This is a genomic window from Oxynema mangrovii CENA135 (genome assembly GCF_016632315.1).
Taxonomy (GTDB): domain Bacteria; phylum Cyanobacteriota; class Cyanobacteriia; order Cyanobacteriales; family Laspinemataceae; genus Oxynema; species Oxynema aestuarii.
The window spans coordinates 18,583-32,629 of sequence record NZ_JAEOXH010000002.1 but is presented as its reverse complement, the minus strand read 5'-3'; the positions used below and the strand labels follow the sequence as shown (position 1 = coordinate 32,629).

At 52.1% G+C, this 14,047-nt stretch carries 8 protein-coding genes; 2 read left to right on the top strand and 6 right to left on the bottom strand.

Going from position 1 to position 14,047, the window contains the following annotated elements; all coding sequences use genetic code 11:
• Positions 1-30: 30 nt before the first annotated feature.
• A complete protein-coding gene (gene ppk1 / locus JJD41_RS14085) occupies positions 31-2,259 on the top strand; it encodes a polyphosphate kinase 1 (RefSeq protein WP_200667410.1) in 2,229 nt (742 codons plus the stop codon).
• Between the two features lie 88 nt (positions 2,260-2,347).
• On the opposite strand, the gene JJD41_RS14080 is transcribed toward ppk1, so the two are convergent.
• Entirely contained in the window at positions 2,348-2,533 is a 186-nt protein-coding gene (locus tag JJD41_RS14080; RefSeq protein ID WP_200667408.1) for a hypothetical protein, read from the bottom strand.
• Positions 2,534-2,668: 135 nt separating this feature from the next.
• On the opposite strand from JJD41_RS14080, the gene JJD41_RS14075 reads away from it, so the two are divergent.
• Positions 2,669-3,766 (top strand): L-dopachrome tautomerase-related protein, encoded by a 1,098-nt coding sequence (locus JJD41_RS14075; RefSeq protein WP_200667406.1) that lies wholly within the window; start codon positions 2,669-2,671, stop codon positions 3,764-3,766.
• A 348-nt stretch (positions 3,767-4,114) separates the two neighbouring features.
• Here the strand turns inward: JJD41_RS14075 and JJD41_RS14070 are convergent, their stop codons facing one another.
• The 5 genes from JJD41_RS14070 to JJD41_RS14050 form a co-directional block, all read right to left on the bottom strand.
• The gene (locus tag JJD41_RS14070; protein WP_234488825.1) at positions 4,115-6,181 is read right to left on the bottom strand and encodes a pentapeptide repeat-containing protein; all 2,067 of its coding nucleotides are present in this window, start codon (positions 6,179-6,181) and stop codon (positions 4,115-4,117) included.
• Between the two features lie 192 nt (positions 6,182-6,373).
• On the bottom strand, positions 6,374-8,932 hold the full coding sequence (locus JJD41_RS14065; protein WP_200667397.1) for an AAA family ATPase: 2,559 nt from the start codon (positions 8,930-8,932) through the stop codon (positions 6,374-6,376).
• A gap of 127 nt (positions 8,933-9,059) precedes the next feature.
• A complete protein-coding gene (locus tag JJD41_RS14060; protein ID WP_200667396.1) occupies positions 9,060-10,160 on the bottom strand; it encodes a WD40 domain-containing protein in 1,101 nt (366 codons plus the stop codon).
• Between the two features lie 91 nt (positions 10,161-10,251).
• A complete protein-coding gene (locus tag JJD41_RS14055; RefSeq protein WP_370583840.1) occupies positions 10,252-12,120 on the bottom strand; it encodes a WD40 repeat domain-containing protein in 1,869 nt (622 codons plus the stop codon).
• Between the two features lie 356 nt (positions 12,121-12,476).
• Entirely contained in the window at positions 12,477-14,012 is a 1,536-nt protein-coding gene (locus JJD41_RS14050; RefSeq protein ID WP_200667394.1) for a coiled-coil domain-containing protein, read from the bottom strand.
• Positions 14,013-14,047: the final 35 nt, after the last annotated feature.

The window sequence follows — 14,047 nt, the reverse complement described above, 5'->3', positions numbered from 1 at the left end:
TCCTCCCTTCTACTTTCCTGCGATAGAACCATGACCAAAACCAAAAAGAATAAAGAAGCAACGACGGGCGACGAGTTGAATTTGCGAGATCCGCAATATTACTTCAACCGGGAACTGAGTTGGGTTGAATTTAACTACCGCGTCCTCCACGAAGCTCTCGATTCGCGCACGCCTTTACTCGAACGGCTCAAATTCTTAGCGATTTTCAGCTCCAACCTCGACGAATTCTTCATGGTCCGCGTCGCCGGACTCAAACAGCAAGTCGAAGCCAAAGTCTCTTCCCTGACCCCGGACGGACGCACTCCCCAACAACAACTCGACGATATCAGCGATCGCCTCCATCCGATGGTCGCCGAACAACACCGACATTTCGAGCAAGAGATCCGCCCGATACTCGTGGAACACGGCATCCACATCCTCGACTACATGGATCTCAACCAAGAACAGCGCACCTACCTGCAACATTACTTTGAAGAGCAAATTTTCCCGGTTCTCACCCCCCTCGCCGTCGATCCGGGCCATCCTTTCCCCTATATCTCCAATCTCAGCCTCAATTTAGCCGTGGTCATCAAAGACCCGGAAACCGACGAAGAACTATTCGCCCGGGTCAAAGTCCCGAAAGTGCTGCCCCGTTTCGTCGCCATCCCCGAACAACAATGCGATACGTCTGACTCCTTTGGAGTCGCTTCGCGAACGGACTCGCCTCGCGATCGCAACGCCACGGGCAATTCCTCGAACAAACAAAAACAGTGGTACTGGGTCGCTTTGGAACAGGTGATCGCCCACAATCTCGAAGCCCTGTTTCCGGGCATGAATATTCTCGAATACCACCCCTTCCGCATTACCCGCAACGCTTCCCTAGAGGTCGAAGAAGACGAAGCGGACGATCTCTTACTGGCGATCGAACAAGAACTGCGCAAACGCCGTTTTGGCGGTTCGGTCGTGCGCATGGAAATTCAGTCCGACATGCCCGAACCCGTCCGCGACATGGTCGCCCGGGAAATGTCCCTCGACGATAAGGATATTTACGAAGTCGAGGGACTCCTCAACTTGCGAGACTTGATGGGGTTTATGGATTTACCCCTTCCCGACCTCAAAGATCCCCCCTGGTCGGCGGTGGTTCCCCCGCGTTTCCGCCGCTTGGGAGAGGTGGAAATCGACCCGTCCCAACGCGACGGCGAAGAAGCGGAAGATATTTTTGGGTTGATCCGCCAACGGGATTTACTCCTCCACCATCCCTATCAGTCGTTCGCCGCCACGGTGCAGCGTTTCATCACCCAAGCGGCTTACGATCCGGCGGTTTTGGCGATTAAAATGACTCTTTATCGCACTTCGGGAGATTCGCCGATCGTCAATGCTTTGATTGCCGCCGCCGAAAATGGCAAGCAAGTGGCGGTGTTGGTCGAACTCAAAGCCCGTTTCGACGAGGAAAATAATATCCTCTGGGCCCGTAAGTTAGAAAAAGTCGGCGTTCACGTGGTTTACGGGTTGGTCGGACTCAAAACTCATACCAAAATCGCGATGGTGGTGCGCCGGGAAGATGAAGGGATCCGCCGTTACGTCCATATCGGGACGGGCAATTACAACCCGAAAACGGCGAAGTTGTACACGGATTTGGGTTTGTTGACCTGTCGTGAAGATTTGGGCGCGGATCTGACGGATTTGTTCAATTTTTTGACGGGTTATTCCCGCCAGCGTTCTTATCGTAAGTTGTTAGTGGCTCCGGTAAATATGCGCGATCGCATGAGTTCGCTGATTCAACGGGAAATCGAACATTCCCGCAATGGCTATAGCGGTCGCATCGTTGCCAAAATGAATTCTTTGGTCGATCCCAAGATTATCGCTTTGCTTTACGAAGCGTCTCAAGCGGGGGTACAAATTGATTTAGTGGTGCGCGGCATTTGCTGTCTGCGACCGGGGGTTCCCGGTATCAGCGACAATATCCGCATTGTCAGTATTGTCGGGCGTTTTTTGGAACATTCGCGCATTTTCTATTTCCACAATTGCGGCGAGGAAGAGGTGTTTATCGGCAGTGCGGATTGGATGCCTCGCAATCTCAACCGTCGCGTGGAAGCGATTACTCCGGTGGAAGACCCGGATTTGGCTAAGGATTTACAAGAAATTCTCGGGATCTTGCTGGCGGATAACCGTCAAGCCTGGGATTTGCAGTCGGATGGGTCTTACGTACAACGGCGATCGCCCAATGGCACTGACGAGCAAAGTTCTCAGAGAATTCTGATGGAGATGGCGTTACAGTAGGCAAGATTTCCATCCCCGTCGCCCAACCCGGTTTCTGCATGACAGAGAAACCGGGTTGGTCTCCAATCCGGTCTGGGAATGAATTGGTTTAATTCTGGCTGGCAGAATCGGGAAAGGTGCGTTTGAATTCTTCGATCAGATCGTCCATTTCTTCGATCGCCTGATTGACATCGATCCGCAAGGTTCCCAAATCTGGTTTTTCCAACAACCGCAACAGCGATTCCCGCTTGCTCTCGATCGCCTCGATCCGCTCTTTTAAGCTCTGTTCGTCCATGGTTATTTTCCCTTCACTCATCAATTGATAATAGTAGCCCGTTCGATGCTCGCTCTTTTCCAATCCTACAGTGCATCAAGCCCCCCGCACAGATTCTCGAAACTCTCAAATCTAAACTCTCAAATCTAAAATCCCATGCGTCACCTCTTCGCCAGCATCAGTATCATTTGTTTCGCCAGCCAACCCGTTCTCGCTCAAGTGAGATCGCTCTTAGAAGTGGTCGCCGAAATGGAGATCGCGCCGGGAAATATTACGGTGACGCCGGATGGGGCGATCGTCACTAGTTTGCACCAACTGTTCGACCCCGCACAAGCGGTGGTGGAAGTGCGAGAATCCGGGGAGCTGCTGCCGTTTCCCGATCGCGCCTGGAACGATCGCACTTCCGGCGAAAGCGCGATGCTCGATACGGTTTTAGGCATTCAAGCGGATCCCCAAGGTCGGGTCTGGATGCTCGACAATGGCATGAGAGGGCAGCTAACGCCGAAGTTGGTGGCTTGGGATACGCGCGGCGATCGCCTCGACCGCGTCATTTACCTGCCCCCTCCGGTCACGGTTGACGGCTCGTTTGTCAACGATTTGGCGGTAGACTTAACTCACAATTATATTTACATTGCCGATCCGGCACCCGGCGATCGCGCCGCGTTAATTGTGGTAGATCTGAGTACCGGGGTTTCTCGGCGCGTCCTCCAGGGCGATCGCTCGGTAGTGGCGGAAGATGTCCAATTGGCGATCGATGGCGTTCCCCTGACCCAAACGCGCCCGGATGGAACCGTCGTCAGTCCTCGGGTCGGCGTCAATCCGATCGCCCTCGATGGGGCGGACGAGTGGCTGTATTTCGGCCCGATGCACGGCACTAGTTTATATCGAGTGCGAACTTCGGATTTGCGCGATCGCGCCCTCGCCGATGCCGAATTGTCCGCCCGCGTCGAACGCTACAGCGACAAACCCATTTGCGATGGGATCTCGATCGATCGCGAGGGCAACATCTACATTACCGATTTGGCGGCTAACGCGATCGGTGTCATTACGGGCGATCGTCGCTATCAACTCCTCGTCACCTCCGATCGCCTCTCCTGGCCCGATGCCTTCAGTTTCGGCCCCGACGGCTATCTCTACGCGATCGCCAACCAACTCCAACACGCCCCGGCGTTCAATGCAGGGGACGATCGATCGCGATCGCCCTTCTACATCTTTCGCCTCAAACCGTTAGCCCCGGGAATCGTCGGACGCTAATTCTCCATCCTATTCGATCCCCTAACTGATTCTACTCGATTCCCCAACGTGACATCCTCCCGACGCTGAATCAAAGATTACAGCGCGGGCTTCCCAGCCTCACGATTGGGTGTTCCTGCCCCACGCCACCGATCTAGGTCATAGACCCCCGACAGACCGACTTGACAGGTCAGCATGGCCGGAGTTTACCAAAGGCTATAGCTGCCTGTAAATGCTGGTCTCATCCCCATCGTAGGGCTTGGCCCTTCCCGTAGGGTGGGGATGAGACCAGCTCGGGGAGTCCATGGATCCCGACGCTGATGCTTCGCATACAGCGCGGGACTTATAGCTCCCCGAACCCCTCAAAAGTTAAAAACTACACGGCCCCGTTCTTCCATTCGGGCAAATCGTCAAATTGTTCGTCTTCACCCGCATCAGAACGCTATTCGTAAAGTCGGCACCAGCGAGTTTAGCACCGCTCAAATCCGCCCCCGTTAAATCCGCTCCCGTTAACTTCGCCCCGCGCAAATCTGCATCAGTTAAGTTGACATTTCTCATCGTCGCATTTTGCAAATTTGCCTCGACTAAACTCGCCGAACTTAAATTAAAATCCGTCAAATTCAATCCCGCTAACTGGCGGTTACGACGCGGCAAATTAACAATTTTCCAATTGAGCAAATCTTCCGGATCGATTTTCGTCGTATTAATATCGATATCCGCATCTAATAAATTCGCTCCCGCAAGGTTGGCATCACTTAAATTCGCGCGGACTAAATTCGCACTCGCTAAGTTCGCAAATTGCAAATTCGCATTCTTCAAATTCGCCCAATCCAAGCTCGCATTCATCAGCATGGCGCCGCTTAAATTGGCATTTTGCAAGTTACTCCCATTGAGGTTCGACCCTTGAAAATTGGCCTCGATCAAGCTGCTGTCTTCGAGATCGGCGTTATTCAGTTTGGCGTCGCTAAAGTTGACGCGATCCAAATTTAATCCCGCAAAATTTAGTTTCGACAAATCCCGACTGGTGGCATTTTTGATATAGCCTTTCCGCAAAGCCATATTAAATAAAGGTTGGGAAAGTTTGGGATTGAGCAAGATAATAAAAAACGGACTGATCGACGCGAGTAATAAGAGGAAAACCACCGAGGTTTTAAACGCATTCCCCCAGCGACTGGTTCGCGAGGTCGTAAACGCCGAATCGAGCAAGCGGGAGTTTTCTTGATTGGCAACTTCAAGCTGCCATTGGGTTTGAGAAAGTTGATGTTGCAGTTCGAGGCGTTCGCGGTCGGCGCGATCGAGTTTGCTTTGCAATTGGCTGCGTTCTTCGTTGACCCAAGAAAGTCGAGATTCTTGGCTTTGGGTTTGTTGTTGGCTATTACTCAGTTGGCTTTCGAGATCGTTAATTTGCAAGTGCAATTGATTGATTTCTGCGTTGGCGCGATCGAGTTCTTCTTGGGCGCGATCGCTCATTTCAGCCAACATTTGCTCGAACTGATTCGGCTGACTGGTTTCGACTTGTGCCGTTTCGAGTTGACCCCGGGCTTCGGCGAGTTCGGTTTGTAATTGCCAGTAAGCCGTTGCGGCTTGTTGTAACTGCGGTTGGAGGTCGCCGAGTTCTTGGCTGCACGCCGCTAATTCCGATTTGGTTTTCTCTAATTCGGCGTGCAGTTGCGATCGCTTCTGTTGAGAAGCAATCAGTTGTTTTTTCGTATGTTGTAGTTGTCCTTGTACTTGTTTGAGCGAGGCTTCGCGCAAGGCATTTTTTGCTTCGGCTTCTTGTAATTTCGGTTCGACTTCTTTGAGTGCTTTTTCCCGGGCAGATAGCGCTTTTTCCGTCAATTCTAATTTATCCTGCAAGCGCCAGTAAGCCGTTGCCGCTTCGTGAATTTGCGATTTAAAAGTTTGATTTTCCCGGTCGATATCTTCGAGTTGTTGTTGAGTTTGTTCGAGCTGCTGTTGCAGATCTTCGTAAGCTTGTTCCGCTTCTTTTAAAAAAGATTGGAGTTGCGATCGCTCTTTGAGGGCGCTTTTATGTTCTTTTTCTAACGTTTCGTACTGTTGGTGAAGTTGCCAGTATGCCTCTTCCGTTTGCTTGAATAGGGATTCTAACTCCGATCGCTCCTGTTCGGCGAGTTCGAGTTGGGTTTTGAGTTGCGATCGTTCCATCTGCTGGGGCGCCGCCTCTTCCTCCGTCGCCCCCTTCAAACGCTTCTGGGTTTGCTCCCACTGCTGGCGGGCCCACATCAATTGCGCCCGTTCCTTCCTGAGAAATCCCTCGGGAATGCGCCCCAAACTCAGGGGATACGGCGTCAAATCCCAGCCGCAAGTCGAACAAGTTTTGACCTGTCCTTCCGCATACTGGGTCTGACAAACGGGACAATGCGCTACGGTCAAAGCGGTGTACTCCTGTGTTGGTCGGTCGTCACGGGCAAACATCTTCATCGCCATTGCTTCCCCCTGAGAGATTATCTCGCAACTTATCACTTTTTAACCGTTTTCGGAGAAGAGTCAAGTCCCCAGGGGCTAGATTTACCGTGATGGCGAGTGGAACTGGCGCTTTTCGCCGCGATCGCTAACATTGGGGAAACAAAGCCACACTGACCCGTTCCCCCATCCGAAGTTTTCCCTCTATTTCGGAAGATCGGCGATCGCGAACCTTAACATCGCTTCCCCACTTAAATTTTCCCTGACGATTCGGCTTTTTTGACGCTTCACCATCCCCTCGTAAAAATTGCGAATCTCGCGACCGTTGCCGAAATTGGACGGTCGATTGGCATATAAATCTTGACACCAGTCTCTAACTTTTTCCGAGACTTCTGGCGGACAAATGCGCCGGGACTGTTCGCATAAACTCAGGAATATTTGATGTAATTCGTCGGGATTGTAATCGGGGAATTCGATCTGATAGGCGATGCGAGAGGTTAACCCGGAATTGGCGGCTAAAAATTCGGCCATTTCTCGGGAATATCCGGCGAAAATGACCACGAGGCGATCGCGGTAATTTTCCAAATACGGGACTAAAGTATCGATCGCCTCCCGTCCGAAATCCGTGGCGTGACCTCGGGACAGGGCGTAGGCTTCATCGATAAATAATACCCCATCGATCGCGCGATCGATCGCCCCTACGGTTTTCGCCGCCGTTTGTCCCACGTATCCCGCGACTAAATCCGGGCGTCCGACTTCGTGAAAGTCCCCTTTTTTCAATAATCCCAGGGCTTTAAAAATTTTGCCGACCAACCGCGCCACGGTCGTTTTTCCCGTTCCCGGATTGCCAGTAAAAACCATGTGATAGGTGTGAGATTCGCCCTCCGGGTCTAACCCCGCTTCTCGCAGGCGGCGGTTGGCGAGTTGGGTTTCGACTAATTCTGCGATCGCCACTTTCACCGATCGCAGTCCCGCCAGGCGATCGAGTTGCGCTAACAATGTTTCCAACGTCTCGCGATCGCCCTTGCCGCGATCGGCCAACTCCCGATATTTTTGCGGTAAATCTGCAAGCTCGAACGGCGAGTGTACCGGATCCGTACCCGTTTCGATAACTCGGAGCGATCGCCGTTCGTCGAGTTCCTGAAACAGATTTTCCACCAATCCCGCATTGCCAAAGTTTTCGTCGCGTTCGGCGTACAATTGCCCGAATACATCCAACAAAGTCCCCTCTAGATCCGGGGACAAGTCGGCGGCGACGGCGGCGACGCGCTGCCGTAGAATCCCCAACAACTCATCAGGCGTGTAATCTACAAAAACTATTTCCGTGGGGAACCGACGGCGCAAACCGGGATTCGCATCGAGAAAGGCGTCCATTTTCGCCGGATATCCCGCCACGATCGCCGCGAATCGATCGCGATCGTCCTCCAGACGTTTGAGTAACGTTTCGATCGCCTCCCGTCCGAAATCCCCGTCCCCGCCTTCGGTCAATCCATACGCCTCATCTACAAACAAGACGCCATCGATCGCGCGATCGATCGTTTCATTCGTGCGTAAATGGGTTTGTCCGACATAACCCGCCACTAAATCGCGTCCGCCGACTTCTACCAGATGACCGCGCTGTAATAACCCCAAATCTCGGTAAATTTCGCCGATTAAGCGCGCGACGGTCGTTTTTCCCGTTCCCGGATTGCCTTTAAACACCAGATGCAATCGGGGCGGATCGATCGCCTTTCCCTGCTTCGCCCGTTCTTGTTGCACTTGCAGCGATCGCGCCCGACGGCGGATCGTTTCTTTGACGTTTTGCAAGCCGATCGCCGCCTCTAACCGTTGTAGGGCAGGGGTTTCGCTGACATCCCCCGTCAACCAACGCCGCGATCGCGCCGCTTTCAGCGAGATTTCCTCACTTTCATTAAAGCGATCGTACCAGGTATTGAGCGATCGATTTTCCGCCGCCATCCATTGCATTAACTTTGCACGATTTTCCCACGAGATGGCTTTGCCGAACTTCAGTCGAAAATAATCGCTTAACGCCTCTATTTCTTTTGCGCTAGGGGCTGCTAGTCGCACTAAATTACAACTGCGGCGATCGCCCTGCTGCCGATTTATTGCATAATTTGACAAAAAAGTAAAGCCGACTTGCTGACAAAACTCTTGCAGGCGATCGATCGTTTCGTGGTGAAAAATAAAAATACACAGATTGCGATTACTCGGGGGAAGACGCGACCATTCTAAAGTACGACCGAACAGTTCGCGGCGGTTGTCGAAGTTCGCCAAATCTTCCGCATTGGCAAAAACGATCGCCGATTTTTGGCGAGTATCCTGCATTAACGTTTCAAAATACGGCAAAATTTGGACATCTTGCAGGCGTTGGGGCGGTCTTACTTCGGTTGAGGGCGCCGGACTGGGCGATGCGGCGGGATTTGGCGATGCAGTTTGCTTTCCTAACAAGCGGCGTTTGCGTCCGAGAGGACCGGGAGTGACTTGCATCGGTCGGTCGGGTGGCGGGGCGTTGGAGGGGTCTGCTGAAGCTTGCAACCGCGTGCGATCGCGCGATTGGCGATCGAGGAAATAGAGTTTTTTAACGCCGGAATAGAAGACGATGCGATCGTATCCTCGTGACTTTAAATAGTGATGGAGAATGCTTTCAATATCTTGTAAAACGAGATCTTTCGTGCAGAAACTATCGCTGGTTTGCGTTCCGTACAGCACGAAAAAGCGATCGCCTGCGTGTAAATTTAACCCCGACGTTACTCGTTCTACCACAATCGATTGGTTTGTTTTATTTTTAGATTATTCTAAACTAAGTTTGTTCTAATTGAAAGAGTTTGAAATTAACTTTTTTTAAAAGGGCGGGTGGGATACCCGCACCATATTTAGGAGTTTTGACTTCTTATTGTTCCTCGACTAACCAGCGCCAAATTTTAAGGGTGCGATCGCCACTGCTGCTCATTAAACGGCAGCCATCCGGACTAAAAATCACCGAATATACGGTATTGGCATGTCCGGTTAAATTGCAAATTTCTTGACCCGTTTTGAGGTTCCAGAGTTTAATGGTATTGTCAGAACTGGCACTCGCGATCGTGCGTCCATCCGGGCTGATAGCAATGTCATTAATAAAGTCCGAATGACCGATTAAGGTTTGAAAATTCGTTCCCGTTTCCAAGTGCCACAATTTAATCGTTTTGTCCAAACTCGCACTGACTAAAATCTGACCGTCCGGCGTGAAAACGAGGGAGTAAATTGAGTGGGAATGTCCGGCAAAGGTGCGGATTGCTTCGCCCTTTTGTAAATCCCACAATTTAATCGTGTTATCTGCACTACCACTGGCTAAAGTACGACCGTCGGGACTGAGGGCTAACGAGTGAACGTAGTCATCGTGTCCGGTGAGGGTGCGAAGGAGTTCCCCAGTGTGCCCATTCCAAAATTTAATCGTGGTGTCGTCGCTGGCACTGATTAAAATGGGGATAGAAATCGAATTGTCGCCGATTTCTCCATAAATGAGGTCGCGAAGGTAATCGGAATGTCCGCTTAAAGTGCGCAGGAGTTCTCCAGTTTGGAGGTTCCAAATTTTGATGGTTTTGTCATCACTCCCGGTGGCGATCGTTTGGCTGTCAGGGGCGATCGCGAGACAACTGACGGATTTAGAATGTCCGTTTAGGGTATGGCGTTCGGATCGGGTGTGTAGATCCCAGATTTTTACAGTTTTATCGTAACTGCTGCTGGCCAAGGTTTGACCGTCCGGAGCAATGGCGACTTGACTGACGGAGTTGGTATGACCGATTAAGGTACTTTCGCATTCAATCAGTTGATATTTTAAAAATTCTTCGATATAGCGATCCAGACGGGCGAGTTGGTGGGCTTGGCTGCGGGCGCGATCGCCTAAAGTTTGCAGTTGAGATCGCAGTTGTTCTCGTTCTCGTTCGCTTTGTTGCAAGCGTTCTTCTAGGCTCTTGATTTTCTTTTCTAAGAAGGAAAAGTTATCGGATACCATGAGGGGTTGAGATTGTAGACTTTAGAGTTTAGAGTTTAGATTGATGCTGTAGGGAATTGGGAACAACTTCCAGGCCGACAATAGACCTACCCTACTCCACTGCAGAAACACCCCATATCTTGATTGTGCCATCATCGGAGCCACTAACGATCGTATTGCCATCTTGATTGATGGCGGTACATAAAACATAGCCTTCGTGACCGTATCCGGGGGTTTTGACGCCGGGGATCGTGTGAATGAGGCGACCGCTTTCGAGATGCCAAATTTTAATGGTTCCGTCGTCGGAACCACTGGCGAGGGTATGTTGAGAACTGATGGTGACGGAACTGACCGGACCGGAATGTTCGGAAAGGGTGTGCAGGAGTTTTCCGGTGCCGAGATTCCAGAGTTTGATCGTGTTGTCGTTGCTTCCACTGGCGAGAATGCTGCCATCGTAGTTGACGGCGACGGAACAGACGGAACCGCTATGTTCGGTGAGGGTATGGATGAGTTCTCCGGTGAGAAGATTGCGGATTTTGATGGTGTTGTCGTTACTGCCACTGGCGAGGACGTTTCCTTGGGGGGAGATGACGACGGAACGCACGGCGGTACTGTGTCCGTAGAAGGTGGCGAGGAGTTCTTGGGTGTCGAGGTTCCAGAGTTTGATGGTTTTGTCGGCGGCGCCACTGGCGAGGGTGCGTCCTTTGGGAGAGAAGGCGACAGTGTTGACCCAACCGCCATGACCGTGGAGGGTGGTCAGCAGTTCGCCGCTTTGTAAGTCCCAGATTTTGATGGTGTTGTCGCCGCTTCCACTGGCGATCGTTTTGCCGTCGGCGGAAATGGCGACGGCGATCGCCGATCCGAGGTGTCCGCGTAAGGTTCGCATCGGCTGACCGCTTTCTAGATCCCAAATTTTAACGGTTTTGTCATTACTGCCACTGACTAAAATATTGCCTTGAGGGGCGATCGCCACCGATCGCACGGCGTCGTCATGTTTTAAGGTGCGCACGCAGCGAAACAGGCGATAGGGTTTGTACTGTTCGAGGGCTTGACGGGCTCGGGGGGAACGAGTTCGCTTGAGAATGGCGTAGGCAAATTCTTGGATGGCTTCGGAGCGATCGCCTAACGCATCGATCAGCAATTCGACGGTATGAGATTCGGCGTGAGTGTGGGTGAGATTTTCGTTCGTTTTTTCCAGACTCTCGCGGGTTTTTTCGAGTTGGCTTTGCAAGCTGCTGACTTGGCGCCGTTCGCTGTGAATTTGCGATTGCAATTCCAACCGTTCGCGATCGGACTGTTCTAATTTGGCTTTTAGCTCGCTAATTTGGGCTTGTAAGGCGGCGATTTCGGCTTCTTTGCCGACGGAAGAAGTGCCATCTGGGGAATCGGCGGCGCGATTCTCCTCGGTCGCCCCTACGCGATCGCCATCGGAAGGAGCAGTCGTTGGGGATGGTCTCGGGGCTTCGATATGGGACCAAATACGACTGAGTTGGGTTTGAACCTGCGATCGCTCGGTGTCACTTTGTTCTAATTTGGAGAAAATCAGGCCGATCTGATTCTCGAAATGTTCGGATTGGGTTTCGTGAAAGAGGCGATCGCGCTCTAACTCCTCCTTAAAATGATTGCGGTCTTGGCTGACTTCATCCAACCAGGCGAACAGTTGACTGACTTGTTCTTGAATGTGAACTCGTTCTTTCGCCGCGAGATCGAAGCGACCCCAAACTTTCGAGAGTTGTCCTTCAATATCGGCCAATTTCCACTCTAATTCTTTGACCGATTTACCTTGGTCGGTCGTTTCTGCCCAAATTTTGCGCGCCCATTTTAACTTAGCTCGCTCTTTTTCGAGATAGATTTCCGTCAAATTTTCAGCAAGTTGAGGCGGTTCGGGGCTTAAATCCCACCCGCAATTCGAGCAGATGCTCTGCTCTCCTTCGACATACTCGGTTCGACATACCGGACATTCAGACATGGCCTTATTCACTCTCAGATTCACCCTGAAACCCGTTCTATTAAGGGAAACTTTCGAGCAGATTGGGGAATTTTAGATTTTAGATTTTAGATTTTAGATTTTAGATTGGGGATTGGGTATTTTAGAGATAAATTTTATGGTTTGAAAAGTGCTTGAAAGCTTCTTTTAGTTTATCAATTCGATCGCCGGGGAAATGTTAGGAAAATTACTCGAATCCGTTTTCTGTTTCGATCGCGTCTATGGCTTCGATCGCTGGCAATGGCGAAACTTGAGAGGGGATTTTTCAGAGGAGCGATCGCCGTCGAGGGGGTCTTGAATGGTTCGGTGAAACCCATCGCCGCCCCCTCGTCAAAGACGGGCGATCGCGCTTATTCTTCAATCCGATCGCGACGGGATCCCCGACTCCCGATTCCCGACTCCCGACTCTCGCTTCCCGACGGTCGATCGCCCCACAGACGGCGATATTCTTCGCGAGGGCGATCGTAACATTCCAACTCGCCGATCGCCTCTACTCCCGCCTCGTCCAACAGTTGGAAAATTGCCCGCGCGTTCTCCCGAGTGGCGGTTTCGTCGATCAGGGTGGGACTGAAACTGTTAATCGAGATCGAATTGGCGCCAAAGTCGCGATCCGGTGCAATCACCGTGACCACCTCATCCCCGGCGATATTTTTCACTTTCACCGCATAGGCTTCGCGGCGATCGCCCGTCTGATAACACGCATCGGTTTCGGGATTGACCAGAGTATAACCCAAAGATCCGAGAACTTCGACCACACAATCGGCAATTTCGGCGCGCATTTGCGAACTGAGAATCGCCAATTTCGCCGCCGCGACAATTTCATCGAAACGGGGTTGCAAGCTTTCGAGGCGATCGGCGATCGCTTCGAGTCGGGCCGTCGTGAGGGTTCGTTCCCCTTGTTTTAACTCCGTTTCGAGCGTCGCGAGTTCCCCTTCGTACTCGCTTAACGCCCCTTTCGACCAATAATCCACCTCGACCTTAAAGCGTTCCGCCTCCGTTCCCTCGCCGATTTCGAGTTCGCACTCGCGGTGGGCTTTGACTTGAGCGAGCAATTCGCCTAAATCCGTCGAAATCGCGTGATAGAGTAACAGCCATTGTTGTTCTTGGCGTTCCAGGTCGAGCCGCAGTTGATTCAATTCTAGATAAGTTTTCTGAGTCGTGGCGATCGCCGCTTCGCCGAGTCCCGCCGTCAGATTGTCCCGCGCCAGATCCAACTGGCGCCGTAAAACGCTTAACTGTCCCGGCGCGAACTGTTCGTGGCGGTACTGGCGATCGGTTTGTTGCCAGATAGCGTCCACATCGGCCCACAAGGACTCGGCGAGTTCGATTTTCCGGCTTTTTTCCGCCTCGATCCCCCGTACGATCGCGTTGAGTTGTCCCGTTAACTTGGCTTCGGTAGCTTCTCTCGCGGCTCGTTCCGTGGCGATCGCCTCCTGGAAAGCGCGATCGCGCTGTTGCACCGTCCTCAGCCATTCCTGGCGCTGCTGTCGGTGCAGTTGCAAATATTCCTGACGCTGCCGTTCCAAACCGAGGCGCGCCGTGGCGTCGAGGCGATCGGCTTGGAGCTGGAGAGCTTGCGCCTGTTGAGTTTGAAGCCGTTCTACCGTCGAGCGAAACTCCTGTTGCTGTCGTTCCAGGCGGCGGGCGTTTTCCCGTTCGAGATCGGCTAAATTCGTCCTCAAGCGATCGGCGAGTTGGGCTTGATGGAGCGCCCGTTGCTGCAGGGGGAGTAACTGCCGCTCGAACGCTTGCTGGGAGTGCGATCGCAGCAAATTCAAGCGCTCCGGTAAGTCGGATTGCAGCGATCGTAGGCGGCTGTCTTGTTCTTGCAACCGCCGCCATTGAGACTCTTCAACGCGCACGTAACGCCGTTTTTCACCGCTCATCGCACCTGCTCCACTGATTCAACGCACATCGAGAT